Source organism: Enterobacteriaceae bacterium ESL0689, assembly GCA_029433525.1.
Taxonomy (GTDB): domain Bacteria; phylum Pseudomonadota; class Gammaproteobacteria; order Enterobacterales; family Enterobacteriaceae; genus JAQTIF01.
In genome coordinates this window covers 361,511-388,275 of sequence record JAQTIF010000002.1, presented here as the reverse complement: position 1 = coordinate 388,275, position 26,765 = coordinate 361,511, and the positions used below count along the sequence as shown (strand labels likewise).

At 49.7% G+C, this 26,765-nt stretch carries 24 protein-coding genes and 2 pseudogenes; 16 read left to right on the top strand and 10 right to left on the bottom strand.

What is annotated here, in order from left to right; translation table 11 throughout:
• Positions 1-54: 54 nt before the first annotated feature.
• Positions 55-288 carry a zinc ribbon domain-containing protein gene (locus PT300_13650; GenBank protein MDF7681573.1) on the top strand — a complete coding sequence of 78 codons (234 nt, stop codon included), beginning with the start codon at positions 55-57 and terminating at the stop codon, positions 286-288.
• On the opposite strand, the gene xseA is transcribed toward PT300_13650, so the two are convergent.
• Complete coding sequence (gene xseA / locus PT300_13645) at positions 283-1,653, bottom strand: exodeoxyribonuclease VII large subunit (GenBank protein MDF7681572.1); 1,371 nt, start codon at positions 1,651-1,653, stop codon at positions 283-285. The genes PT300_13650 and xseA overlap by 6 nt on opposite strands.
• A gap of 157 nt (positions 1,654-1,810) precedes the next feature.
• Between xseA and guaB the strand changes: the two genes are divergently transcribed.
• From guaB to PT300_13620, 5 genes are all read left to right on the top strand, one after another.
• Positions 1,811-3,277, top strand: a complete 1,467-nt coding sequence (gene guaB / locus PT300_13640; GenBank protein MDF7681571.1) for an IMP dehydrogenase — start codon at positions 1,811-1,813, stop codon at positions 3,275-3,277.
• Positions 3,278-3,343: 66 nt separating this feature from the next.
• Positions 3,344-4,921: a glutamine-hydrolyzing GMP synthase gene (guaA, locus tag PT300_13635; protein MDF7681570.1), complete on the top strand. Its 1,578-nt coding sequence runs from the start codon at positions 3,344-3,346 to the stop codon at positions 4,919-4,921.
• A 376-nt stretch (positions 4,922-5,297) separates the two neighbouring features.
• Positions 5,298-5,543 carry a type II toxin-antitoxin system Phd/YefM family antitoxin gene (locus PT300_13630; GenBank protein ID MDF7681569.1) on the top strand — a complete coding sequence of 82 codons (246 nt, stop codon included), beginning with the start codon at positions 5,298-5,300 and terminating at the stop codon, positions 5,541-5,543.
• Complete coding sequence (locus tag PT300_13625) at positions 5,524-5,799, top strand: Txe/YoeB family addiction module toxin (protein MDF7681568.1); 276 nt, start codon at positions 5,524-5,526, stop codon at positions 5,797-5,799. The genes PT300_13630 and PT300_13625 overlap by 20 nt, the downstream gene beginning before the upstream one ends.
• 652 nt (positions 5,800-6,451) lie before the next feature.
• Positions 6,452-8,692, top strand: a complete 2,241-nt coding sequence (locus PT300_13620) for an EAL domain-containing protein (protein ID MDF7681567.1) — start codon at positions 6,452-6,454, stop codon at positions 8,690-8,692.
• A gap of 18 nt (positions 8,693-8,710) precedes the next feature.
• Here PT300_13620 and ppx read toward each other — a convergent pair whose 3' ends face one another.
• From ppx to purM, 3 genes are all read right to left on the bottom strand, one after another.
• On the bottom strand, positions 8,711-10,249 hold the full coding sequence (gene ppx, locus PT300_13615; protein ID MDF7681566.1) for an exopolyphosphatase: 1,539 nt from the start codon (positions 10,247-10,249) through the stop codon (positions 8,711-8,713).
• A gap of 5 nt (positions 10,250-10,254) precedes the next feature.
• Complete coding sequence (gene ppk1, locus PT300_13610; GenBank protein MDF7681565.1) at positions 10,255-12,315, bottom strand: polyphosphate kinase 1; 2,061 nt, start codon at positions 12,313-12,315, stop codon at positions 10,255-10,257.
• A 308-nt stretch (positions 12,316-12,623) separates the two neighbouring features.
• Positions 12,624-13,661 carry a phosphoribosylformylglycinamidine cyclo-ligase gene (purM, locus tag PT300_13605; protein ID MDF7681564.1) on the bottom strand — a complete coding sequence of 346 codons (1,038 nt, stop codon included), beginning with the start codon at positions 13,659-13,661 and terminating at the stop codon, positions 12,624-12,626.
• A 277-nt stretch (positions 13,662-13,938) separates the two neighbouring features.
• Between purM and upp the strand changes: the two genes are divergently transcribed.
• The 3 genes from upp (at position 13,939) to hda (ending at position 16,865) form a co-directional block, all read left to right on the top strand.
• A complete protein-coding gene (gene upp / locus PT300_13600; protein MDF7681563.1) occupies positions 13,939-14,565 on the top strand; it encodes a uracil phosphoribosyltransferase in 627 nt (208 codons plus the stop codon).
• Between the two features lie 232 nt (positions 14,566-14,797).
• The gene (gene uraA, locus PT300_13595; protein MDF7681562.1) at positions 14,798-16,081 is read left to right on the top strand and encodes a uracil permease; all 1,284 of its coding nucleotides are present in this window, start codon (positions 14,798-14,800) and stop codon (positions 16,079-16,081) included.
• A gap of 82 nt (positions 16,082-16,163) precedes the next feature.
• Complete coding sequence (gene hda / locus PT300_13590) at positions 16,164-16,865, top strand: DnaA inactivator Hda (protein MDF7681561.1); 702 nt, start codon at positions 16,164-16,166, stop codon at positions 16,863-16,865.
• Here hda and arsC read toward each other — a convergent pair.
• Both arsC and PT300_13580 read right to left on the bottom strand, forming a co-directional pair.
• Positions 16,843-17,217 carry an arsenate reductase (glutaredoxin) gene (gene arsC / locus PT300_13585; GenBank protein MDF7681560.1) on the bottom strand — a complete coding sequence of 125 codons (375 nt, stop codon included), beginning with the start codon at positions 17,215-17,217 and terminating at the stop codon, positions 16,843-16,845. The genes hda and arsC overlap by 23 nt on opposite strands.
• A gap of 9 nt (positions 17,218-17,226) precedes the next feature.
• Entirely contained in the window at positions 17,227-18,690 is a 1,464-nt protein-coding gene (locus tag PT300_13580) for a M48 family metallopeptidase (protein MDF7681559.1), read from the bottom strand.
• Positions 18,691-18,909: 219 nt separating this feature from the next.
• Between PT300_13580 and PT300_13575 the strand changes: the two genes are divergently transcribed.
• Positions 18,910-19,992 carry an AI-2E family transporter gene (locus PT300_13575; protein MDF7681558.1) on the top strand — a complete coding sequence of 361 codons (1,083 nt, stop codon included), beginning with the start codon at positions 18,910-18,912 and terminating at the stop codon, positions 19,990-19,992.
• Between the two features lie 59 nt (positions 19,993-20,051).
• On the opposite strand, the gene bcp is transcribed toward PT300_13575, so the two are convergent.
• Both bcp and gcvR read right to left on the bottom strand, forming a co-directional pair.
• The gene (gene bcp / locus PT300_13570; GenBank protein MDF7681557.1) at positions 20,052-20,522 is read right to left on the bottom strand and encodes a thioredoxin-dependent thiol peroxidase; all 471 of its coding nucleotides are present in this window, start codon (positions 20,520-20,522) and stop codon (positions 20,052-20,054) included.
• Positions 20,500-20,637 (bottom strand): annotated as a pseudogene (gene gcvR / locus PT300_13565) (glycine cleavage system transcriptional repressor). Before gcvR ends, bcp begins: the two are co-directional and overlap by 23 nt.
• Before the next feature lie 317 nt (positions 20,638-20,954).
• Here gcvR and dapA point away from each other — a divergent pair.
• The 3 genes from dapA to PT300_13550 all read left to right on the top strand — a co-directional run bounded on the left by dapA (position 20,955) and on the right by PT300_13550 (position 23,707).
• A complete protein-coding gene (gene dapA / locus PT300_13560; GenBank protein MDF7681556.1) occupies positions 20,955-21,833 on the top strand; it encodes a 4-hydroxy-tetrahydrodipicolinate synthase in 879 nt (292 codons plus the stop codon).
• Positions 21,834-21,849: 16 nt separating this feature from the next.
• Positions 21,850-22,884 carry an outer membrane protein assembly factor BamC gene (bamC, locus tag PT300_13555; GenBank protein ID MDF7681555.1) on the top strand — a complete coding sequence of 345 codons (1,035 nt, stop codon included), beginning with the start codon at positions 21,850-21,852 and terminating at the stop codon, positions 22,882-22,884.
• 109 nt (positions 22,885-22,993) lie between these two features.
• A complete protein-coding gene (locus PT300_13550) occupies positions 22,994-23,707 on the top strand; it encodes a phosphoribosylaminoimidazolesuccinocarboxamide synthase (GenBank protein MDF7681554.1) in 714 nt (237 codons plus the stop codon).
• Positions 23,708-23,990: 283 nt separating this feature from the next.
• On the opposite strand, the pseudogene PT300_13545 reads toward PT300_13550, so the two are convergent.
• A pseudogene (locus PT300_13545) lies at positions 23,991-24,062 on the bottom strand (IS1 family transposase).
• Between the two features lie 106 nt (positions 24,063-24,168).
• Between PT300_13545 and PT300_13540 the strand changes: the two are divergent.
• The 3 genes from PT300_13540 to PT300_13530 all read left to right on the top strand — a co-directional run bounded on the left by PT300_13540 (position 24,169) and on the right by PT300_13530 (position 25,074).
• Positions 24,169-24,582: a hypothetical protein gene (locus tag PT300_13540; GenBank protein ID MDF7681553.1), complete on the top strand. Its 414-nt coding sequence runs from the start codon at positions 24,169-24,171 to the stop codon at positions 24,580-24,582.
• Positions 24,573-24,713 (top strand): hypothetical protein, encoded by a 141-nt coding sequence (locus tag PT300_13535; protein MDF7681552.1) that lies wholly within the window; start codon positions 24,573-24,575, stop codon positions 24,711-24,713. Before PT300_13540 ends, PT300_13535 begins: the two co-directional genes overlap by 10 nt.
• A 76-nt stretch (positions 24,714-24,789) precedes the next feature.
• The gene (locus tag PT300_13530) at positions 24,790-25,074 is read left to right on the top strand and encodes a hypothetical protein (GenBank protein MDF7681551.1); all 285 of its coding nucleotides are present in this window, start codon (positions 24,790-24,792) and stop codon (positions 25,072-25,074) included.
• A 248-nt stretch (positions 25,075-25,322) separates the two neighbouring features.
• Here the strand turns inward: PT300_13530 and PT300_13525 are convergent, their stop codons facing one another.
• Positions 25,323-26,597, bottom strand: coding sequence for a putative acyl-CoA thioester hydrolase (locus PT300_13525; GenBank protein ID MDF7681550.1), 1,275 nt, complete (start codon positions 26,595-26,597; stop codon positions 25,323-25,325).
• Positions 26,598-26,765: the final 168 nt, after the last annotated feature.

Below are 26,765 nucleotides of genomic sequence, written 5' to 3'. Positions count from 1 at the left end.
CTCCCGCTTTCGTCAGTAACAGGCTGTTGTTTGATCTTTTTATCAGGAATCATCATGAAGCTGTTCTGCCCTTTGTGTCATGCCACCCTGCAACCGCACGGCCATCAGGCCCACTGTTGCCACTGTGATAAAACCTTTGCCATACAACCCTGCTGCCCGGAATGCCATCAACCGCTGGAGGTGCTGGCCGCCTGTGGTGCGGTGAATTATTTTTGCAATAACGGGCACGGCTTGCTGTCGAAAAAACAGGCTGAGTACTGTCTGCAGTCCGTGGATGAGACCTTATGAGCGTTGGCGCGATGTTTGTTTGATCGGCGTAATCTCTTTCACTTCACTTGCAATCCAGCCGTCATTAACCCGCGTTGTCAGAAGATGCCCCACTTTTGCCTGGCGGGTGTGTTTCAGCACCCCACCTTCGGCAAGGGTGGTGACACTGTAGCCACGCGCCAGGGTTGCCAGCGGGCTGACGGCTTCCAGATGAGTCACACGATTGCTGAATTGTTCTCGCTGATCACTCAGGCGGCCACGAATGCTTTCGGCGAGGCGATATTCCAGTTGCTGAAGATATGACTGAATACGATGAATTGCCGATAGCGGATTTTGCAGGTTCAGACGTTGCTCAAGCCGTTGCTGGCGCTGAATGGTATATCTGAGCCGGGTCTCCATCCCCTGACGAAGACGCTGGCGCAGCCGTTCCAGCGATGCCTGCTGACGTACTAAGCGTAACTGCGGGTGCTGCTGTTGCAGCCGGTGGTATAGCGCGTCAAAGCGTTGATGACGCTGCGCGAGAAAATAGTCCATCGCCATCGCCAGGCGCTGTTGCCCGCTTTGTAATTGTCGCTGCAACTCCTGCTGATTACGGCTGACAAGTTCGGCGGCAGCAGAAGGCGTCGGGGCGCGCAGGTCAGCGACAAAGTCGGCGATGGTGATATCTGTTTCATGGCCAACAGCACTCACCATCGGGATATGGCTGGCAAAAATGGCCCGCGCCACCCGCTCATCATTAAAACTCCATAAGTCTTCCAGCGAGCCACCACCACGGCCCACAATCAACACATCACACTCCTGGCGTCGGTTGGCTAATTCGATGGCACGGATAATTTGTGCGGGCGCATCATCACCCTGTACTGCCGTCGGATAGATAATCACCGGCAGTGCCGGATCACGCCGTTTGAGGATCTGCAGAATATCATGCAGTGCAGCACCGGTGGGTGAGGTGATAATACCGACACAATGCGCCGGTGCGGGCAGACCTTTTTTATGTTGTTGATCGAAAAGTCCTTCTGCCGCCAGTTGTGCCTTTAACTGTTCATATTTTTGCTGGAGAAGTCCTTCACCGGCCGGTTGCAGGCTTTCGACGATGATTTGATAGTCGCCACGGGGTTCGTACAGGGTGATATTGGCGCGAACCAGCACCTGTTGCCCATGTTGCGGACGAAAAGTAACCCGGCGATTGCTGTTGCGAAACATGGCACAGCGCACCTGGGCGTTATCATCTTTAAGGGTAAAATACCAGTGACCAGAGGCAGGCTGGCTGAAGTTGGAGATCTCGCCGCTAATCCACAACAGGCCTATTTCCTGTTCCAGTAACTGACGAACGGTCTGGTTCAGACGACTGACGCTCAGGACAGGGGGGGAAGATGAGGGCAACATATCAGTGAGATCACATTCTGCATCAGGCGGATAATTGGCTAATAGTAACGCGAACAGCCACAATCGCAAGGGTTAGTCATAAAAAAGTGTAGATGCAATCGGTTACGCTCTGTATAATGCCGCGGCAATATTTATCTACCCAGATCGAGATATTGCCATGCTACGTATCGCTAAAGAAGCGCTGACATTTGATGATGTCCTCCTTATTCCCGCTCACTCTACTGTTTTACCCCATACTGCTGATCTGAGTACGCAGTTAACCGCCGATATTCGTCTGAACATCCCGATGCTGTCCGCCGCGATGGATACCGTCACTGAAGCGCGACTGGCTATTGCACTGGCGCAGGAAGGCGGTATCGGTTTTATCCATAAAAATATGTCGATAGAACGCCAGGTCGAAGAGGTTCTCCGGGTCAAGAAACATGAATCCGGCGTGGTTTCTGAGCCGCAAACCGTGCTGCCGACCACGACGTTGCATGAAGTGAAAGCGCTGACTGAACGCAATGGTTTTGCGGGTTATCCGGTGGTCACAGAACAAAATGAGCTGGTGGGTATTATTACCGGGCGTGATGTTCGTTTCGTCACCGACCTCAATCAGCCCGTCAGCGTCTATATGACGCCAAAAGAACGACTGGTAACGGTACGGGAGGGGGAGAACCGCGAAGTGGTCTTCGCCAGAATGCATGAAAAACGGATTGAAAAGGCACTGGTGGTCGATGCAAATTTCCATCTGCTCGGCATGATCACGGTGAAAGATTTTCAGAAAGCAGAACGTAAACCGAACGCCTGTAAAGATGAGCACGGACGTCTGCGGGTTGGCGCTGCGGTCGGGGCGGGCGCGGGCAATGAGGAGCGCATTGATGCGCTGGTCGCGGCAGGGGTCGATGTCCTGCTTATCGACTCCTCACACGGTCACTCAGAAGGGGTGTTGCAGCGTATTCGTGAAACGCGGGCGAAGTATCCACAATTGCCGATTATTGGCGGTAATGTGGCGACGGGAGCCGGTGCCCGTGCATTGATGGAAGCAGGCGCCAGTGCCGTCAAAGTCGGCATCGGGCCAGGATCGATTTGTACTACCCGGATCGTGACCGGGGTTGGTGTTCCGCAGATTACCGCGATCTCTGACGCCGTGGCGGCGCTGGAAGGAACCGGTATTCCGGTGATCGCTGACGGTGGGATTCGTTTCTCCGGTGATATTGCGAAAGCGATTGCGGCGGGCGCAGCGGCAGTGATGGTGGGCTCAATGCTGGCCGGTACTGAAGAATCCCCCGGTGAGATTGAACTTTATCAGGGGCGCTCTTACAAATCTTATCGCGGTATGGGATCGCTGGGGGCGATGGCCAAAGGCTCCTCTGATCGTTATTTCCAGAGCGATAACGCCGCCGACAAATTAGTCCCCGAAGGTATTGAAGGACGGGTGGCTTATAAAGGAAAAGTGAAAGAGATTATTCACCAGCAGATGGGCGGCCTGCGATCCTGCATGGGGCTGACCGGCTGTAGTAACATTGATACCCTGAGAACGAAAGCTGAATTTGTGCGTATCAGTGGTGCCGGTATTCAGGAAAGTCATGTCCATGATGTGACGATCACCAAAGAGTCGCCAAACTACCGCATGGGCTCCTGATGGCAATCGCCTAATGAAAATATCAGGCGATTTTATTTAACCGCGACTGTTGTGGAATCAACACTAATGACTGATAACATTCATAAACATCGTATTCTTATTCTGGACTTTGGTTCTCAGTACACGCAATTAGTGGCACGCCGTATACGGGAAGCTGGCGTCTATTGCGAGTTATGGGCCTGGGATGTAACGGCAGAACAAATTCGCGCCTTCAACCCCAATGGCATTATTCTCTCTGGTGGCCCGGAAAGTACCACCGAACAGAACAGCCCGCGTGCGCCGCAGTATGTTTTCGAAGCGGGTGTCCCGGTATTGGGTATCTGTTATGGGATGCAAACGATGGCCGTCCAGCTGGGCGGTGATGTTGTCTCTTCTACTGAGCGTGAATTTGGCTATGCCCAGGTTACAGTACAAACCGATAGCGCGTTAGTCGACGGTATTGAAGATTCACTGAATGCCGACGGCAAGGCATTACTGGATGTCTGGATGAGTCACGGTGATAAAGTGACGGCGATCCCGCCAGGGTTTGTTACCGTCGCCAGTACCGAAACCTGTCCGTTCGCGATTATGGCTGACGAAGATAAACGCTTTTATGGTGTGCAGTTCCATCCGGAGGTCACCCATACCCGCCAGGGGCTACGGATTCTGGAGCGGTTTGTGCGCGATATCTGCCAGTGTGAAGCGCTGTGGACCGCCGCCAGAATCATCGACGATACCATTATCCGTATTCGTCAGCAGGTAGGTAATGACAAAGTGATCCTCGGACTGTCGGGCGGTGTGGACTCTTCTGTCACCGCGATGTTGCTGCATCGCGCTATTGGCAACAATCTGACCTGCGTTTTTGTCGATAATGGCTTGCTGCGACTGAATGAAGCCAGCCAGGTTATGGAAATGTTCGGTGAACATTTCGGCCTCAATATTGTGCATCTGGCAGCAGAAGATCGTTTTCTGGGCGCACTGGCCGGTGAGAGTGATCCGGAGGCCAAACGTAAAATTATCGGACGTGTCTTTGTTGAGCTGTTTGATGAACAGGCGATGAAGCACGACGATGTCAAGTGGCTGGCGCAGGGGACTATCTATCCTGATATCATCGAATCCGCCGCATCCGCTACCGGTAAAGCGCATGTGATAAAATCTCACCATAATGTCGGTGGTCTGCCGAAAGAGATGAAGCTGGGGCTGGTCGAGCCGCTCAAAGAGCTGTTCAAGGATGAGGTGCGTAAAATTGGCCTCGAGCTGGGGCTGCCTTATGACATGCTCTATCGCCATCCTTTCCCGGGCCCCGGTCTGGGCGTGCGTGTGCTGGGTGAAGTGAAAAAAGCGTACTGTGATTTATTGCGCCGTGCGGACGCGATCTTTATCGAAGAACTGCATAAAGCTGATTTATATCATAAAGTCAGCCAGGCGTTTGCTGTCTTCCTGCCGGTGCGTTCGGTGGGTGTGATGGGTGACGGACGTAAATTCGACTGGGTTATTGCATTACGTGCCGTCGAAACGATCGACTTTATGACCGCGCACTGGGCACATCTGCCGTATGATTTTCTTGGCCGGGTTTCTAACCGGATTATCAACGAGGTCAATGGCATTTCGCGTGTGGTCTACGATATCAGCGGTAAACCCCCCGCGACGATTGAGTGGGAGTGATTGACCGGCAGCCTGCGGTTAATTAAGGCAACGACGATAAAAAAACCCGCTGTTAATAACAGCGGGTTTTTTATTTCTGTATATCGGAAAATTTCTGATGGCTATATTTACAGCTTAAGAGCCTATCCTGCCAAGCGTTATTGACGCAGCCAGTTTGGGTACGGACAGCGTGGAGAACCCACAACGTACAGGTAGTACATGAGGATCTCGGGCCAAATCGACAAGTAAAATCACCTGATGAGCCAGATTATAAGTTAATCAGGGGGACAGTTATCCTGAGAGTTACTGGTATGCGTACAAATGTTATAGTAAAAAGCATACTTGTACTTAATGATGTACATATATATGCTAAAGCCTGATTGAGAGGAGTTCTAAGATGTATGTAATCACTTTTACCGACGCTCGTAAGCACTTTTCCGATACCATGAAACGTGTTACAGATGATGCAGAGCCAATTCGAATCATGCGCCGTGACGCGCCTGATGTTGTCATGATCGATGCCGAAGAGTATGAGGCGCTTATGGAAACAGTTTATCTGTTTAGTAATCCTGCAAATGCGACCCATATAAATGAGTCCATGAAACAAGCGGAGCGTGGCGAATTTGTCGAAGTGGAATATTAAGTTCACAAAGAATAGTGCTGAAGATATTAACTACTGGCGTGGTACTGACAAGAAAAAATTCGAACGTATCAGACAATTACTTCACAGCATCGAGAGTGACCCGCTAACCGGTATGGGAAAACCTGAGCGGCTGCGCCATCACAAAGATCCGGCGCTCTATTTTCGCCGAATCGATCAGAGCCATCGGTTGGTTTACTCAATTCAGAACGGAGAAATCATCATTTACGCAGCCCGTTATCACTATGGCGACAAATAGCGATTACCATGAAATCCCTCACTGTCAGTGATAGTTGTCACCCCTTGTGAAAAATCAGTCTGAGGACTGTAGAGTGACCAATGAAACACATTTCCCCTGAGCATAACGTTGCGACGCTGGCAAAATGGCAGTTGTCTTACACTATGACGATCACGATCATTGCGTAGTGCAAGTTATTACCTCAAAGTCAACATACACCGGTTTTACCGTGATAGTCGATAGCCGGTAAGTGGGCAGTTTCGCTGATTCCACAGCGCAGTGATCAGCACTAAAAACCAGCACGATTATGGCTGTTGCTGTTATCCGCCACCGGGTGTGATTATACTCCCGCTTGTCATTATCATTATGATGATTATTTTTTCGCTAAAAATTATTGTTGAAATAAATTGTATTGTTATTTATATAGAACGGTCATCGTATCTCTGTTTTTTTTATTTTCTGCAATCTGGTGTAAAAATGGCTTTGATTTTCCAGAATAAAAAATTTTTTTTAGTAAAATCAGAGTTGTACCATTATTGATAACTAAAATCTTCACGCCTCATGGAGGCCGCGCAATATCGGCCATGACAGGTATTAAAAGCGATGAAATCGTATACCTGTTGAAACCGGGTTGACAGAATAGTGAGTTATCCACGGAGTGCCAGGGGACATAATGAAATTTTATCAACAATATCGTGATAAATGGTGGGCATTGCCACTCATACTCCCGACACTGTTACTGCCACTGGCGAACCAGGTCAATGCGTACGCAACACTGAATGGTAATGAAGTCGCGCTTTACTGTTTGCCTCTGGCGCTGGTACTAAGCCTGATGCTCTTTTTTAACTGGGTAGCCTTACCGGGGCTTATTATTGGTCTGATCGTGACCTTTACCTATGATCTGCCGATAGTCGAGTCGGTGGGGCTCGTTTGTCAATTTCTGATCCCGTCAGTATTGTGCTGGGCGGGCTACCATATTTTTTCTCCCCGCAGACGGCAGGCACCACACGGTAATATCGACCTGATACCACATCGGTTGCTGTGGCTGATGTTGTTACCCTCAGCGATATTTGTGGTCTTTTCTCAGCTGACCGGAAAACTGCAACTGCCTGTTTTAGCCGCTGAGCTGGTCGGGAGCGATCCGTTTAATTTGCGATCGTTGATTACCTTCCAGGCACTGATGGTCGGTTGTTTAACCGGGGTACCCTTGTGCTATTTTTTTATTCGGATCATCCGCAACCCATTATATTTTCGCCGCTTTATATATCAGGCACGCTTACAGGTCGATCCTAAAGTTAACCGGGCAGAGTTTATTCTGTGGTCATTATTACTCGTCATCTTACTGTTGCTATTATTTATTCCATTGAATAGCAGTAGTACGATTTTCAGTACCAGCTATACCTTATCATTACTGACACCGGTGATGTTGTGGGGTGGCATGCGTTTTGGTTATCGTCTGATCGCTGTTATCTGGATACCGGTGTTGATTCTGATTATTCATTTTCATGATCGTTATTTGCCCGTTTCGCTTAACTATCAAAATCAACTGGCGGTCACTTCATCATCTTATCTGTTGTCATCTTTCATTGTCGTGTATATGGCAATGCTGGCCACCCGGCAACGCCTGATTCATTCGCGGATACAGCGCATGGCATTTCTCGATCCAGTGGTTCATATGCCGAATATCCGGGCATTGAGCCGGGCGTTGGATAACTCCGTCTGGTCAGTGATCTGTTTTTTATGCATTCCGGAACTCGAGCTGTTAGGGCGTTATTATGGGGTTCTGTTGCGTATTCAGTATAAGCAAAAGCTGGCCGAACATCTGGGTGAGTTACTTCAGCCCAATGAAGATGTCTATGATCTTTCCGGGCATGATCTGGTGATCCGCCTCAACAGTGGCGATCATCTGACACGTATTGCTGAACTCGATCAGCGCGTCCGTCATTTTCGTTTTATCTGGGATGGGATACCGTTACAGCCAAGAGTTGGGATAAGTTACTGCAATGTGCGTTCACCGGTTCAGCATCTTCATCTGTTACTGGGAGAGCTGAATAATGTTGCCGATATGTCGTTGACCAGTGACCAGCCAGAGAATATGTCATTTAGTGGCGTGACTCAGGGACAGTATTGCTTAAAAGATAAAGTAGCGCGGATGCATCAGATCCAGCAGGCGCTGGAACAAAACCAGTTTTACCTGATGGCACAACCGATTATGGGAATCCGTGGCGATAATTACCATGAAGTGTTGTTGAGAATGGTGGATGATAACGGCAAGCTCGTGTCACCCGCCGATTTTTTGCCAGTGGCGCATGAGTTTGGCCTTGTTTCGCAGATTGATATATGGGTGCTGGAACATACCCTTTCCTTTATGGATCAGCATCGCAAAACGTTACCGGGATTACGGCTGGCGGTTAACCTGTCTCCGGTTTCGGTCAGTCGTAGTCACTTCCCTGATGAAGTATCGCGATTACTGGCGCAGTATCATATTGAACCGTGGCAGTTAATCTTTGAATTAACAGAAAATCACGCCCTGCGTAATCCGCAGCAGGCGCGACAAACGCTGGCACATTTACAAATGCTGGGATGTCGGGTGGCGATTGATGACTTTGGCACCGGTTATGCCAGCTACGTCAGCCTCAAGAATCTGAACGCCGATCTGCTAAAGATTGACGGTAGCTTTATTCGTAACCTGATGACCAGTAGCCTCGATTACCAGGTCGTGGCATCTATTTGCAATCTGGCACGGATGAAAAAGATGCAGCTGGTGGCGGAGTATGTGGAAACCCCCGACATCCGCAAGGCGGTGCTGGCCCTGGGGATCGATTATCTTCAGGGATATGATATTGGTGAACCAGTGCCGCTCGCATCACTGGTCACGGAGGCAGAACATCATCTCCATCATAATGCCGGATGAGACGCATCTGGCACGGTGTTAGCCGCAGTTATCGGGTTTTGCTTCGCTAATCTCCAGTTTCCAGTCAGCGACATCGTGCCAGTACTTTTGTTCTTTTTCCAGGTCGAGGCGTATCAGTACATTCTGATGAAACCAGTCATGGGGAAAGATCAGAGTCCAGTGGTTGTCGTCAGTATTTAATATCAGTTCAGGTGGCAGAAGGGTTGCCTGACGCTGATTATTCAGTAGCACGCCGAGACGCAGGAGTTTAATCAGCGGCAAGAACTGCTTTTTCTTAAAAAGAGTGAAGCGGGGAAGCTCATCCGGATGGATCGATTTACGATGATAACGAACCAGGGTCGCTATCATCATTTGTTGTTCCTGATCAAAGCCTGGGAGATCACTGTGTTGCAAAATATAGGCGGAATGACGATGTATGCCACTGTGGTTAATACCGAGTCCGATTTCATACAACATCGCTGCCCATTTCAGTAACGCTGTCAGACAAGGATCAGCCAGTCGCGGGTTTTGCGCCTGCCATTGTGCGAATAGCTGCATTGTCGTTTCCAGAACCCGGGATGCTTGCTGAGTATCAATATTGTATTGCCGCGACAGACTTTGCGCAGTACGGCTACGAATATCCTGATGGCGAAAACGCCCCTCCATTTCATACAGTACCCCTTCGCGCAAAGCGCCATCAGAGAGCAATAACGCTTTAATTTTCAGCGCATCGAAAACACCGCACAGGATAGCCAGCCCGGGTGCAAAGACCATTTTGCGATCTTCTGACAAACCCGGTAGCCTGAGTTTATCCCTGTGTTTAAATTTCAGCAGTTCCGCCACCAGCTTCTCAAGACGTTCAGGGGTGATCACCCCCTCTTTTTTGCCGCTTGCGATTAACACTTCATGAACCGCTTTGATCGTTCCGGATGCTCCCATTGCCACATCCCAGCCGAGGGCACGAAACGGGGAGGCCAGGGTTTCCAGTTGCTGGATCGCCGCCAGCCGAGCATGCTGAAAGTTATCTTTACTGATAATACCGTCAGCAAAATAGGTCTGAGAAAAACTCACGCAGCCCATACGCCGGCTTTCAACCAGTAATGGCTGGAAATTTTCGCCAATAATCAGTTCGGTTGAGCCGCCGCCGATATCGATCACCAGCTTACGTCCGCCGCCGGGCTGAGTATGGGCGACCCCCATAAAAATCAGACGCGCCTCTTCGTTGCCGGAGATTATCTCGATGGGGTAGGGGAGCACTTTTTTCGCCCGATGGAGAAACTCCTCAGCATTGGTTGCCTGACGTAAAGTATGTGTCCCGACAATACGGACACGCGAGGGAGGAAATCCCCGTAACCGCTCTGCAAACAGCGATAAACAGTTTAATCCCCGGCTGATCGCCTCCTCACTGAGCCGTCCGTGGTCGTCAAGCCCATCAGCGAGATGAACACGTTGTTTGAGTCGGCTGATAATTTGTAGAGTACCGTCAACAACGCGAGCGATAACCATATGGAAGCTGTTTGATCCCAGATCGACCGCTGCGAACTCTTGTGGGCAACTCATTTCGTGATTTACTGGCATAGGCGCTAATCAGGTTTTTCAAGCGATTGGAGATAATGGTATATCGCCGGTTGTGCGCGCACCTTACGGCGATTACCGCGTGGCACATAGCGATTACTCAGTTCTTTATCAAGATAGCGTGCTTTCACCGTATCACTGAACAAAATCGCAAGGATATTCAGTACACGTTGTTTTAGATCAGGGTCCAGCAGGGGGACGGCCACTTCAATGCGATAATCGATATTGCGCGTCATCCAGTCGGCGGAAGAGAGCCAGACTTTTTTATCGCCGCCATTTTCGAAAACATAGACCCGATCATGCTCAAGAAAACGATCAACAATACTGATAGCACGAATATTTTCGCTGATCCCGGGGAGCCCTGGGATCAGCGAACACATGCCACGAACTAACAGATTGATCGGCACCCCGGCACCGGAGGCGGCATACAGGCGATCGACCAGCCCCTCATCCACCAGATTATTGAGCTTCAGGGTAATGCCTGCGGGGCGTCCATTGCGGGCATTATCTATTTCCTGATCGATCATGTCATATAACAGATGACGTGAATTTTGTGGCGACACCAGCAGATAGTTGAAACTGACCGGGCGGTAAGGATTTTCAATAAAATTAAAGACCCTACGTACTTCATTGGTGATGCGGGCATCTGCGGTGAGCAATGAATAGTCGGTATACAGGCGGGCGGTTTTTTCATTAAAGTTCCCAGTGCCAATATGGGCGTAACGGATAACTCTGTTTCCCTCCCGGCGCGATATCAGGAACAACTTGGCGTGAATTTTCAGCCCGGGTGCGGAGAAGATAACGTGAACCCCCGCTTCGGTCAGCCGTTTGGCCCAGCGAATATTGGCCTCTTCGTCAAAACGCGCCTGTAGCTCAACGACCACCGTCACTTTTTTGCCATTATGGGCGGCATGAATAACCGAGTCGATGATCCGTGAATCTTTGGCTACCCGGTAAATATTGATTTTGATTGCCAGTACGCTGGGGTCAAATGAGGACTGCCGCAGTAACTCCAGCACATGCTCAAAGGTATGATAGGGATAATAGAGCAAGACATCGCGTTCACGGATAGTATCAAAGCCATTACGAAATTTATCAAACCAGACATGACGCAGACATGGCTGGGGTTTGTTGACCAGGTTAGCCTTACCGACATTAGGGAAATTGATAAAATCTTTAAAATTATGATAGCGGCTGCCGGGCAACATCGAGTCATAGTGTGAAATGGCGAATTTATCGCGCAGCATTTCCACCATCGCATGGGGCATATCACGTTGATAGACAAAACGTACCGGTTCTGCGGTCAGGCGCTGTTTAAGGCTGGAGGACATCAGCTCCATCAGGCTCGATTCCATCTCGTGAACCAGGTCATATTCGGCATCACGTGTCATCTTCATCGAATAGGCATTGAGGGTATCAAAATCGAAGAAACCCTTAAAAATATCATCGAGACAATAACGTAATATATTGTCCAGTAAAATCATCGGTTTTATTCTTCGTGGCGCTTCTGGCGGCAGATTAATAAAACGCGGCACTTTATCGGCCGGGATTTCCAGTAAAGCATAGTTAACGCTGTCACCACGGATAATCTCGACAGCCAGATAAGTGTAGTCATCTTTCAGAAACTGGATCAGATCGGTATCCTGATTAATCATAATCGGGATGATGTGCTTACGCAGATGCTGGCGGAAGTAATCGCGTAACCAGGCCTGTTGATTGACCGAAAGCTGACGTTCGTTAACCAGAAAGATCTGTTTACGCGCCATCTCCAGCAGCAGTTCATTATACAGGCTGTCAAATTGCTGGTCGGCTTTAAGAACACGTGTCTGAATTTTTCCCAGCAAGTGGTGAGCGTGGAGCGTATTTCCCTGTTCTTCACTGATAATGATACGGCGCTTAAGTTCGGCGAAGCGCACTTTGTAAAACTCATCAAGGTTGTTAGAGTAAATGCCCAGAAAACGCATACGTTCAATCAGTGGATTACTTTTATCTGCGGCTTCCTGAAGAACACGTTCATTAAAGGACAACCAACTGAGTTCTTTTTCGATATACAGCTTTTCCTGGCCCATTACAGCTCATACTCCGGTTGGCTAATGTTGCGTTTTTATTATGGCGAGCTTTATAGTGAAATGTCCAACGCTGTCCGGTTTAGAGCCTGGCCCATCAGGCTATTTTACTTGCCATTCTGGCCCTGGGCAGTGCTCGAAATCCTCACGTACTCCGTGTACGTTGCGGTTTCTCCGCGCTGTCCGTGTCCAGACTGGCTGCGCCAATAACGCCTGGTGAGCCAGGCTCTTAGTAAAACTCTTTTTTACCGGGCCGGACAGCGGCGGAGAGAGGGGATCAGCGCCAGATGAGTACGGTGCGTGATAACAACCTATGCCATTACCACCGACGCCGGGCCATCAGTCGCGCGGATAACGCCGATTTGCCATGCCGTTTCCCCCTGGGCTTTCAGTAAAGAGAGCGCATCAGGCACTGCACAGGCAGGAAGCGCGATAATCATACCGACACCACAATTAAAGGTGCGATACATTTCATCAAGGCTGACGTGGCCATTTTCTTGCAGCCAGTGAAATACTTCCGGCCACTGCCATGAGCTGGTATCGATAATCGCCTGGCAGTTGTCCGGTAGAACGCGGGGAATATTTTCCACGAAGCCACCGCCAGTCAGATGCGCGATGGCGTGTACATCAACATGAGCAATCAGATCGAGTATCGATTTCACATAGATACGGGTGGGGGTCAGCAGGTGATCAGCCAGTGATTGACCGCTGAGCTCGACCTGTCGGGGATCGCTGTCACTGACAGCGATAATTTTTCGCACCAGAGAGTAGCCATTAGCATGTGGGCCGCTGGAGGCCAGGGCGATCAGCGCATCACCAGCCATCACTTTGCTGCCATCAATGATGGCTGATTTTTCGACCACACCGACACAAAAACCGGCGAGGTCATAATCGCCGCCATGATACATGCCTGGCATTTCTGCGGTTTCGCCGCCCACCAGCGCACAGCCCGCTTGCTGGCAACCGGCAGCAATCCCGCTGATGACACTGGCCGCGATATCGACATCCAGTTTTCCGGTGGCGTAATAATCAAGGAAAAACAGGGGTTCCGCTCCCTGGACAACCAGATCGTTAACGCACATTGCGACCAGATCAATACCGATAGTGTGATGGCATTGCAAATCTATCGCCAGACGTAACTTGGTGCCGACGCCATCGGTGCCGGAGACCAGGATCGGTTGCTGGTATTTTTGTGGTATCGCACATAACGCACCGAATCCGCCCAGACCGCCCATGACTTCAGGGCGTCGGGTGGGTTTTACCACGCTCTTAATCCGTTCAACGAGCGCGTTACCAGCATCGATATCGACACCGGCGTCTTTGTAGCTAAGAGAGGTGGGATTTGTCACGCGGAAGCTTCCTGTATTGGCGCTGGCAAGAACAGTGGACGTCATTCTAACAGGGAAGGCAAACGTTTGCGAGACGGATTTGCTGCCATGCTCCGCCTGCTACCGGAATAACAGAAAACGAAGAGATTATGGCGCAGATATTCTTTATCAATATGAAAATACAGCTATTTTTTTAGCCAGTAACGCTCACAAGCAAAGTATTCGCTATGGTATAAATGTGAAAAAGAGGTATAATCCGGCGATTTTTTTGTGGCCGCCCGTTATGAGGAGAAAGAGTATGAAAATCGTGGAAGTGAAACACCCTCTTGTCAAACACAAGCTGGGGTTGATGCGTGAGTTTGATATCAGCACTAAACGCTTCCGGGAACTCGCCTCCGAGGTGGGCAGCTTACTGACCTATGAAGCGACAGCCGATCTGGAAACAGAAAAAGCGGTCATTGAAGGCTGGAATGGCCCGGTAGAGATCGAACGAATAAAAGGTAAGAAAATTACGGTGGTGCCGATTCTGCGTGCCGGGCTGGGCATGATGGATGGCGTGCTGGAGCATGTTCCCAGTGCGCGTATCAGCGTCGTGGGAATCTATCGTAACGAAGAGACCTTAGCGCCGGTTCCCTATTTCCAGAAGCTCGCCTCCAATATTGAGGAGCGGATGGCACTGGTGGTTGATCCGATGCTGGCAACCGGCGGATCGATGATCGCGACCATTGATCTGCTGAAAAACGCCGGTTGTTCCAGCATTAAAGTGCTGGTATTAGTGGCGGCTCCGGAAGGTATTGCTGCGCTGGAACAGGCACATCCGGATGTCGAACTGTATACTGCGGCGATTGACCAGGGGCTAAATGAGCAGGGCTACATCATCCCAGGACTTGGCGATGCCGGTGATAAGATTTTTGGTACTAAGTAATGAAATGAACCTGCAAAACCGACTTTCACGAAAGTCGGTTTTTTTTGCGTAAAATACAGACACAGATGGCTGGTAAGGATGCGGACGGTCTGTTTTTCCCCTTTCACAGGGCGAAAAAGAACATAACTCACTGACTATTTTCCGTCGGTTGGCTGTGGCGTTATCGATAACGATTAACCGGCCAATCGCATCCACGAGTGTAATAAATCAACGACCCGCAGAGGATCAGACTATGACGCGTCGCGCCATTGGAGTGAATGAAAAACCCCCCTTTCTACAAACGATTGCTCTGAGCTTACAACATCTGTTTGCGATGTTCGGTGCAACCGTTTTAGTCCCCATTCTGTTTCATATTGATCCGGCGACCGTTCTGTTGTTTAACGGTCTGGGAACCTTACTGTATCTGTTTATTTGTCAGGGCAAGATCCCGGCCTATCTGGGATCGAGCTTTGCTTTTATCTCTCCGGTCTTATTGCTGTTACCACAAGGCTATGACGTGGCGCTGGGCGGATTTATTGCCTGTGGGGTACTGTTTTGTCTGGTCTCGTTGATCGTCAAAAAAGCAGGTATTGGCTGGCTGAATGTGATGTTTCCACCTGCAGCAATGGGCGCGATTGTTGCGGTTATTGGCCTCGAACTGGCTGGTGTCGCCGCCAATATGGCCGGTCTTCTGCCTGCCGACGGACACGCGCCTGAGAGTAAAACGATCATTATTTCGATGGCGACCCTGGCGGTGACGATATTAGGATCAGTGCTGTTTCGTGGCTTTCTGGCGATTATCCCGATTCTTATTGGTGTGCTGGCCGGTTATGCGCTCGCCTTTGGGATGGGTATTGTGGATATCACCCCGATTGTAAAAGCGCCCTGGTTTTCTCTGCCGACGTTCTATACCCCGCGTTTTGAATGGTTTGCTATTTTGACCGTGCTGCCCGCCGCCCTGGTGGTGATTGCCGAACATATCGGTCATCTGGTGGTAACGGCGAATATTGTCAAAAAGGATCTTCTGCGCGATCCGGGTTTACATCGTTCGATGTTTGCCAATGGCTTATCGACTATCATTTCTGGTTTTTTTGGTTCGACACCGAATACCACTTATGGCGAGAATATTGGCGTTATGGCGATAACCCGGGTTTACAGCACCTGGGTTATCGGCGGGGCGGCGATTTTGGCTATTCTGCTCTCCTGTATTGGTAAGCTGGCGGCGGCGATCCAGGCGATTCCTGTGCCAGTGATGGGCGGGGTCTCACTGCTGCTGTATGGTGTGATTGGCACCTCAGGCATTCGTGTGCTGATCGAATCGAAAGTCGATTATAACAAAGCACAAAATTTGATCCTGACCGCGATCATTCTGATTATTGGTGTCAGTGGTGCGAAAGTGAATATCGGCGCGGTAGAACTGAAAGGGATGGCGCTGGCGACGCTTGTCGGGGTGGCGCTAAGCCTCATTTTCAGATTAATCGATCTGCTACGTCCGGAACAACCGATAGCTGATGCGACGGAAGATCATCCATCATGATACCGACGGGCGTCTGGTTCTCTCTGTTCGCAGTTCATGCTAAACTGACCCCGTTTTTTTATCAGCCTGTGATGAGGTTTATCTGAACGCATCGGCACAGCTCTCTTTACCACTGTATCTTCCCGATGACGAAACGTTTGCCAGTTTTTGGCCGGGAAGTAACACCTCTCTTCTTGCCGCCTTACAGACCGTGCTGCGCCAGGAACATAGCGGTTATATCTATATCTGGTCACGCCCTGGCGCAGGGCGTAGCCACCTGTTACATGCCGCCTGTGCAGAGCTTTCTCAGCGTGGTGAGGCAGTCGGCTATGTTCCGCTGGATAAACGCGCCTGGTTTGTACCGGAAGTGCTGGATGGAATGGAACAACTGGCGCTGGTTTGTATCGATAATATTGCCTGTGTGGCGGGAGATGAGCTGTGGGAAATGGCGATTTTCAATCTGTATAATCGCATCCTCGAAGCAGGTAAAACCCGTCTGCTGATCACCGGTGACTGCCCGCCACGACAACTGAATCTTGGACTGGCGGATCTCGCCTCCCGTCTTGACTGGGGACAGATTTACAAACTGCAACCATTATCGGATGAAGATAAATTGCAGACGCTACAGTTACGGGCGCGTCTGCGTGGTTTTGAGATCCCGGAAGATGTCTGCCGTTTCCTGCTGAAACGTTTAGACCGGGAAATGCGTTCACTTTTTATCGCACTCGATCAACTCGATCGTGCTTCTATTACCGCACAACGAAAACTGACTATTCCGTTTGTCAAAGAGACACTCCGGCTGTAATGATCTCCAGCACCCTCTCCGGTGGGCGGCCGATGCGTGCCTGATGCTGGCAAACGACGATTGGCCGTTCCATCAATTGCGGATAGCTGACCAGTGCCTGAATCAGTTCTTCTTCGCTAAGTTGTGGGTTAGCGAGATCCAGTGACTGATAAAGCGCCTCTTTCTGGCGCATCAGTTCACGGGCGCTGGACATACCGAGCAGCGACAGTAATTGTCGCAATGTTACGGCATCTGGCGGGTTATCCAGATAGTACACCTCTTCAGGTGTTATGCCGTGCTGCTGCAACAGGCTTAATGTCTCGCGGCTTTTGCTACAGCGTGGGTTATGGTAAATCTTAATCAAATCCGGCATTCACTTTCCTTACATTTTTTGATAGGGACGGAAACGTTCCTGCAGCTGGCGCAGCTGATCGATACGCGCGTCGTAACGTGCCTGTTGCAAACTACCGAGCGTCACTTGCGCGCTGGCGCTACTCAGAAATTTAATCGCCTGATCCAGTTGTCCGGTCAGCGCCACGCTTTCTGCGCGTGCCGCCAGCTCCTGATCGCGATGACCCAGCGCGGCTTCTGCCTGGGTCAGGAGATCCCAGCCGTTAATATCTTCAGGATGATTAAAGGTATAACGATTGAGGATCTTTTCCGCTTCATCAGGCTGGCTATTTTGCAGATAAGCATTGGCGAGATTCAGTTGCAGAACTGGATTATTGCGGATTTCATGGGCGTTTTTTAGCCGGTTAATGGCATCGGCGGCTCTGTTTTGTCCCAGATCGATATCGGTCGCCAGGTCAAGATACCAGGGATTCTGCGGTTCGGCGTTGAGCAATGGCTGCAGTGTCGTATACGCCAGCGCAAAGTTATTCTTGCCCAGTGCCAGCAATGCGCGTCCGTAAGTGGCAGCATGTTGCTGGCGAATATTCCCTTTCGCCCATGTGATAAATATATCCTCACTGAGTTTGTTGTCGCCCGACTGATACATGCTCAGGGTTCTGGCTTTTGCCAGATAAAAATCGGCCGTGGACTGGACAATCACCGGGGGCATCTGATTAGCACGATTGCGGGTATCGGCCAGACGGCTCTCGGGTAAGGGGTGGGTGAGTAACATTTCCGGTGGCCGACTGGAATAGCGCGTCTGATCGAGTAATCTCCCCATAAAAGATGGCATAGCCTGTGGATCAAACCCTGAACGCTGCAGTAGATGAATGCCAATACGATCAGCTTCTTCTTCATTCTGACGGGTAAAACTGATAAGCCCCTGCTGGCTTCCCGCCAGGGTTCCAGTGAGCGCCGCCATTCCTGCTTGTGGATTAGCCATCGCGAGCAACATCGAGCCCAGCGCCCCGGCCCAGGTCAGTGGCGCGTTGCGCTTCTGGTCTTCCATCGCGCGTGCCAGATGACGTTGTGTGACATGGGAGATTTCGTGTGCCATCACCGAGGCCAGTTCACTTTCGTTATCGGTATAACGGAAAAGTGCGGAGTGCAGCACCACGTTACCGCCAAAAAAAGCAAAAGCGTTAAGCTGATCATTATTAACCAGATAAAAATGAAACGGTGTGCGTACCGCACTGGCACTGGCGACCAGACGCATACCGAGGGTATTAATATACTGGATCAGGAGAGGATCATTGATTAATGGCGCACTACTGCGAAGCTGACGCACATAGTAATCACCCATCTGTATTTCCTGGCCAACAGAGAGTGTGCTTTCCGCTGTCGTTCCCATATCAGGTAAAGTGTCACTCATGTTCGCCAGAGCAGGCCCGCTACCGCCGAGGGTTAGCGCAGTGAGGACGGTGACCATCAGTGTTTTCTTTAACTGCCAGAACATAACCTCAATCCTGTATGGTGAGGGAGAATTTCGTCGCCAGAAGAGCAGGCATACCCTCATCCTGTGTTATATCAGTTTAACGGGCAATACGGTGATTGAAAACAGGATATTCAATGCGAATCGGTGAGGTTAGTCAGTGGATAATAAAAGCACAGTCTTTTGATTCACATTTCGCTACAATTCCCTCAATTTGTCTCACCCTTTTTCAGGATCGAATTTATGCTTGAGATGTTAGTTCAGTGGTATCGCCGCTGGTTCAGTAATCCGGATGCCATAGCACTGCTGGTGATCCTGCTGGCGGGTTTCGGTATCATTTTCTTTTTTAGTCACCTGCTGGCGCCTTTACTGGTCGCCATTGTGCTGGCCTATTTGCTGGAATGGCCAACTGTCCGGCTGCAATATACAGGACTTTCAAGAACCTGGGCGACGGTGGTGATTCTTATTCTGTTTGTCGGCATTCTGTTATTGATGGCGCTGGTGGTGATACCTGTCGCCTGGCAGCAGGGCATGTATCTGATTCGTGATATGCCAGGGATGCTCAATAAGCTCTCTGATTTTGCTGCAACATTGCCACGCCGTTATCCGGCTCTGATGGACGCCGGTATTATTGATGCGATGTCGGAAAATATGCGCAATCGCATATTGAACGTCGGTGATTCCGTGGTGCAATACTCCCTGGCTTCTCTGGTGGGGCTATTAACGCTGGCGGTCTATCTGATCCTGGTGCCATTAATGGTCTTTTTTTTGCTGAAAGATAAAGAACAGATGCTCAATGCCCTGCGCCGGGTACTTCCCCGTAATCGCGGGCTGGCCGGGCAGGTATGGCAGGAGATGAACCAGCAAATTACGAACTATATTCGTGGTAAAGCGCTGGAGATGGTTGTGGTCGGCGTTGCGACATGGATTGGTTTTATCTTCTTTAATCTTAACTATTCATTACTGCTGGCGGTGCTGGTGGGCGTATCGGTACTGATCCCCTACATTGGGGCTTTTGTCGTGACGATCCCGGTTGTCGCGGTTGCGTTGTTCCAGTTTGGTAGCGGTACAGAGTTCTGGAGCTTTTTAGCGGTATACCTGATTATTCAGGGGTTAGATGGCAATCTTTTGGTTCCGATACTGTTCTCGGAAGCGGTTAATTTACACCCGCTGGTGATTATCCTGTCAGTGATTATTTTTGGTGGCCTGTGGGGATTCTGGGGCGTTTTCTTTGCGATCCCGCTGGCGACGCTATTCAAAGCGGTGATCCACGCCTGGCCAGATAACGCCGCTGTTGATATCAAGCCTGAGAAACCCGGTAATTAACCCGACAGGAGCGCATAACAGCGTTTAAGAGCCTGGTAAGCCCAGGCTCATGACAGGGATTAGCCGTTTTCTTTCAGCCAGTTAAGAACGATTTCGTGATGATTGCTGGTTTTAAAGTCGTCAAACACATGTTCGATTCTGCCGCTGGCATCGATCAGAAAACTGACGCGATGAATACCGTCGTAGGTTTTACCCATAAACGTTTTTTCTCCCCAGATGCCAAATTGCTCGCACACCTGATGGTTTTCATCAGACAGCAAGGTAAAGTTCAGCAGTTCTTTTTCAGCAAAACGAGAAAGTTTTTCCGGTTTATCGGTGCTGATCCCCAGTACTTCGATACCCGCTTTCTTTAACTGATCCATATTATCGCGCAGACCGCAAGCCTGAGCAGTACAGCCAGGCGTCATTGCCTTTGGATAAAAATAGATCAGAACACGCTGACCCTGGAAATCGCTTAAATTAACTTCCTCACCATCCTGATCCGGTAAGCTAAATGTCGGTGCCATGTCACCGACTTGCAGTGGATTCATTATTCGAGCTCCATCTTTGTTGAGAATAATTAATGATATTAATACTGCCTTGTACGTTCAATTCTGTACATATAATGTTGAGCGTTTGTTCAATATTCTTTGCATTTATCGTCGCATGATGAAGAAGGTAATGGCACGCAATAAACCTGAAAGCAACAGGATAAACGCATCGCCCGGCCGCTTTCACTATAACGGCGATGCGCCATGCTGTTGATGATGGCAGGACGATCAATGTCTGAGGTGGTGATAATCCGCACGTAGGGTAATGAGATGCTCAAACCTGCTCTTCCTTTGAAAAGGTGAGATAACATCAGCAAAGCATAAAAAAAACCAGGATACAATATTCGTCAACGTGGTCAGGTCGCTTGCTTTTATCACGCGACCAAACGTAACATTGATAAACTTATTGCTCTTCTGTTCTGAGGATGGCTCATGTTCACGGGAAGTATTGTAGCGCTTATTACGCCGATGGATGACAAGGGAAAAGTTTGTCGGTCAGACCTGAAAAAACTGATTGATTACCATGTCGCCAGCGGCACATCGGCAATTGTTTCGGTAGGAACGACCGGAGAATCAGCGACACTGAGCCATGAAGAACATGGTGATGTCGTGATGATGACCCTGGAACTGGCTGACGGCCGGATCCCGGTTATCGCCGGTACGGGGGCTAATGCGACGACTGAAGCCATCAGTCTGACTCAACGCTTTGAAAATAGCGGTGTTGTTGGTTGCCTGACCGTGACACCGTATTACAACCGTCCGACCCAGGAAGGTTTATTCCAGCACTTTAAGACTATCGCTGAGAACAGCGGGCTACCGCAAATTTTATATAACGTGCCCACGCGTACCGGGTGTGATATGTTACCGGAGACCGTTGGCCGTTTGTCAAAGGTGAAAAATATTATTGGTATTAAGGAAGCGACAGGCAATTTAAGCCGGGTGCATCAGATCAAAGCCCTGGTTGCGGAAGATTTTATTTTGCTCAGTGGCGATGATGCCACGGCAGTCGATTTTATGCAGCTCGGTGGTCAGGGCGTGATTTCGGTCACCGCGAATGTGGCCGCGCGTGAAATGGCGGATGTATGCCAGTTGATGGCAGAAGGCCAGTTTGAGCAGGCTCGTGCGATTAATCAACGTCTGATGGCATTGCATACTCACTTATTTATCGAGCCCAATCCCATCCCGGTGAAATGGGCATGTAAGGCGCTAGGACTGGTGACAACTGATACGTTACGCCTGCCGCTAACCCCGCTGACTGAAAAAGGCATCCACAGCGTGACCGCCGCACTTCAGCATGCCGATTTGCTGTAATGTTTAGGGAAATGTAATGACTGACTTACAACAGAAGCCACCGCTGATGAAAATGGCGGCTATTTCGATGATTATGCTTCTTGCTGCCTGTAGTTCGGATTCCCGCTACAAGCGCCAGGTCAGCGGTGATGAATCCTATCTGCAAGCGACGCCACTCAGTGAACTCCATGCGCCCGCAGGGCTTATTCTGCCCCTCCAGACAGGTAATTACGATATCCCCCAGGTGACCAGCACTGGTGCGCTGGGTAAAGCACTGGATATTCGCCCACCCGCTCAGCCGCTGGCGCTGGTAAACGGTACGCGAACGCAATTTAAGGGTGATACCGCGATATTAACGTTAGAAAAGCGCCAGAGCGATGGCTTGTGGCCACAGGTAGTCAGCATCTTACAGGCGCGGAACGATACCATTACCCGACGTGATGATGCGGGAGAGAGTCTCAATACCGACTGGGTGACGTGGTCACGACTTGATGAGGATCAGCCCTATCGTGGCCGTTATCAGATTGCCATTAAACCGCAAGGCTACCAGCAGGCGCTTATTGTCAAGTTGATTAACCTCGAACAAGACGGAAAACCGGTTGCTGATCCCGCGTCGTTGCAGCGTTACAGCACTGCGATGCTGAATGTTATTTCTGAAGGCCTGGATGCAAATATCTCGCGAGCACAGAATGACGGACAACAAAAGGATGGCGTCACCTTTGATGTGCAGAGTGCATCCGATGAGACCGGCCTGCCGATGCTGGTGGTTCGCGCCCCCTTTGACCGGGTGTGGCAACGTCTGCCGGATACGTTAGCCAAAGTCGGCATGAAAGTGACGGACAGTACCCGCTCGAAGGGAAATATTGCCCTGACTTACAAGCCGATCTCTGACAGTCACTGGCAGACGCTGGGTGTTGCAGACCCGGGTCTGCTTGCCGGCGATTACAAACTACAGGTCGGGGATCTCGATAACCGCAGTAGCATGCAGTTTATCGATCCTAAAGGCCATACGTTAACGCAGGCGCAAAATGATGCTCTGGTCGTCCTGTTCCAGGCGGCATTCAGGCAGTAAAAAATACAGGGTCGATAATTATCGGCCCTTTTTTCTGTGTCGTTACGCAAACGTGTGCGTAACGACAAAAGCACATCTTTTATCGCTAATTTTCCCTGGGGTGATGAAAATGCACAAACAAGCAGAGCTGTATCGTGGTAAAGCGAAAACGGTTTATAGCACCGAAGATCCGCAACGGCTGATCCTGGAATTCCGCAATGATACATCCGCGGGAGATGGGGCACGCATCGCTCAGTTTGAGCGAAAAGGCATGGTGAACAATAAATTCAACTACTTCATTATGCAAAAACTCGAGCAGGCGGGAATACCGACGCAGATGGAGGCGCTGCTTTCCGATACGGAATGTCTGGTCAAACGGCTGCAAATGGTGCCGGTAGAGTGTGTGATCCGCAATCGTGCCGCAGGCTCTCTGGTTACACGGCTGGGAATTAAAGAGGGGACGGAACTCAATCCACCGCTGTTTGATCTGTTCCTGAAAAACGATGCCCTGCATGATCCGATGATCAATGCCTCTTATTGTGAAACCTTTGGCTGGGTGAATAAACAAAACCTGGTACGGATGCGTGAACTTACCGCTAAAGCTAATACCGTATTGCAGAAGCTGTTCGATGATGCGAATTTGATCCTGGTTGACTTTAAACTGGAATTTGGCCTGTTCCAGGGCGAGGTGGTATTAGGCGATGAATTTTCTCCCGACGGCTGTCGGTTATGGGATAAAAATACTCTTAATAAAATGGATAAAGATCGTTTCCGGCAAAATCTCGGTGGATTGATTGATGCCTATGAAGAGGTCGCCCGGCGTATTGGGGTGCCACTGGACTGATTTTCTGTTATCGAATATCCGGCCTCGGCGAACAAGCGCCCGGCCGGATAAAAAAGGGTGCGTTTTACGGCAAGTTGACACCACGACCCGCCATCTATCAGCCCACTCACAACCACCGTATTCCCGGCACAGCAACTTGCTCACAGGCAATCGTCAATCCCTTCGCTGTGTGAAGCTGATCGCAAATAAGGCTGAAAATAATTAACAACATAATGATGTGATCGTGATTATTGTCTGCCTGTGGCAGAATCCGTAGCAGATCAGTGATTCCGGGTAACGAAACCTTAGGGTTCTGATCATGGCGGTAAACCTGAGCAGACTGACAACGGGGACGATGATCGTTAATGCTGGCCATAAGAGAATCTCAACAGCTCGCATTGTACATCAGATTCAATTCATTAGAGGTATCCCCAAAAATCGATTTATTTATATAGCTTATTCTTGATGCGATGGAGTCGCGAATGCCTGAACTGACGATACGAGAATCTAGTGAAGCGGCAGTCGAGCTAACAAATCGATTATTCCGACAGACTGATAAGCTTCTCGTTGCTTGCCTGTTAAGTGAACCGGATTTGGAATGGTGTATTGCCTCTATGCGGAGTATGCCTGAAGAACGAAAACTCCCCTGGGATCAAATAGGTGCCACGCTGCGAGACGATAACGCCTTCAATTTTTGTTTTAAGTTGCTGAATGCCTGTGATCGACCCGCAGGTGTGTGTATCTGTGAATATTGTCCGAGTGATAGAATACTGAATATTGAGATGTTGCAGAATTTTCAGATCCATCAATCCATTCTTGATGGCAACACGCTGAAGTTTGCACTCTATACCATTATTTTTTTCTTCAGGAAACTGAAGGGGTGGGTGTGCGTTTAATGTTTCCAGTTAATCAAACTGTTGCTGATTATTATGTTAAAGAATATGGTTTCCAGGATGTGACTGACGATGGATCAAAAGATATCCTCTATCGTTCGGTGACTGACCTGATTGACGAGTTCAAGACGTGATGTCGCTCTAGTTAATGGTGAGTGATTTATGAGCAATAATGTAAGACAACATACGCGACCAAATAAGGAGTGAGGTATGGTGACGAGAAAGAGAAAATTAGTCGCGCCTGAATGCCTTTTTTTCCAGGCACCAGAAACGACTCAGGTTCATGAGGCCGGTGAGGCCGAGAGTAGTAAGAGCGTGGTTTATGGGCGTAATGGCAAAAAAGTGACCTTCACTACCCTAAAAGGCCAGAAGATTAGCGCCTCAAAAGATGAAGTTTTCAATGTGCTGTTGAATTCAGCAAAATCAACACGCCAGTCACGACAGATCGCTGAAGGTATCTGCGACCTGACTAAATACGAGCTTATTGCCAGATAGTTTAAAGACCGCACTCGCGGCCTTTTTTCATTTCATTGATTATCTCATGAACAGATATGAATGTGAAAAAGGTAATTCTGGTAGCGCAATTACTGCAACAACGATGTCGATACCGACAGCGTCGAAGGCTAATTATCCCATTTGGGATCGAGAGTTAAAGGGTAATATGGTAAGTACCCCCTATAATCGAACCATTCACTTTTAGCGAGATCACCGGATGAGTCAGGTGTTGACTCATCCGGTGCATATTAATCGCCAGTCATCAGGCTGCCAGCGCCACGATTATTATATTCCCACATTCGGTTAACACTGTTGTCATTAAGCTGACGTTGTGGATGGCCGCTATCATCCGGAGAGCCCGTGTTACCACGGAAAGCCCGACTGGAGAGCGCCGCCGCCCCCCACGGGGTAGCGGTATCGAAACCTTCGTTGATAATGCTGTCACGGATCACAATCTGTCCATTGGCGGTATCATCAAGATCCAGCGAACGTCCGAGATGAGCCACACCATTGCCTGGCGCAATCAGGCGGCTATTAATCACCAGAAAACCGTAGGGGGAATCCCTCTCTGTGGCGGGTGCGAAGACATAGGTTTCCTGCTGAGAGTGTGTATCCACCACATAAAAATCGCTCTCCCTGAACACGACAGTTCCACGGCCGGAAACAATATCAACCTGGCCTTCAAGATAGCAGTTATTTACCAGTGTGCGTGTCTGCCGATGGGGTTGTAAACGATTTTGTATGTCGCTGTTGGTCACCAGAAAAGTATTCTGTCGTCCGATGAGATTGACGCGATCAAGTTGTACCTTGTCACCATCACTGCGTAATGCGACAGCCTGATAAGCGCCTGCATCTGCGTTATTTTCAGGAAGATTGGCGATCGTCAGATTCTGTAATTGCAGACCGTTATTCTGTGACCAGAATACCGCTGAGCACATCATGCCAACAGCGGTTTCCTGCTGGCTCTGGCAATTATTGAACATATACCATGCGGGCTTGCCGGGAATATATTTACCTGCCGGATTGACCTGCTGACGCCAGTTCGCGATATTCATTCCGGCATCAATAGTTTGTTTTATTTTTACTTCTGACGCTCTCTCGCCGGTGCCATATAGCGTCAGTGCCACAGGGGAGGCGGGAACATAAACCGTGCCAGCATACTCCCCAGGCTGAATAGCGATAAACTGACGATGATTTCCCGGGCGCGCCATAGCCGCATCTACCGCCGCCTGAATGGTCGTGTGGGTGACGCCAGATGCACCTGCCGGACCGACAACAAAATCAGGGCTGCCTGGCGGTGTGATCGTCGTGGGTTGCCAGCCTGCAGCATGATCCTCCTGTGCAGCGAAATAATGCGCAGTAGTAAAAGTATTCGCTTCATCGGCAGATAATATGGGGCGAGAAGCGGTACCTGGCGCTGATTGTGTTGAGGGCTGCTGATCAGGCGGGAGAGAACTACAGGCGGATAACGTGACACTAAAAGCCAGCATCAGCGCCAGACGAGAAACTGAGAATGTATTCATGCTACTCCGGACAAAAATCAAAGAACAATACCAATAATACCTCAGGCTGCTTCTCTGCAGGTTAACGTGTGTGCCTGATTTCCCACCGTAAAACAACCCGAATGACAAAGGAAGTATTATACGAGAATTATTCCGTCAGTGTCAGATGCAGCATTGACTGAAAGGTAG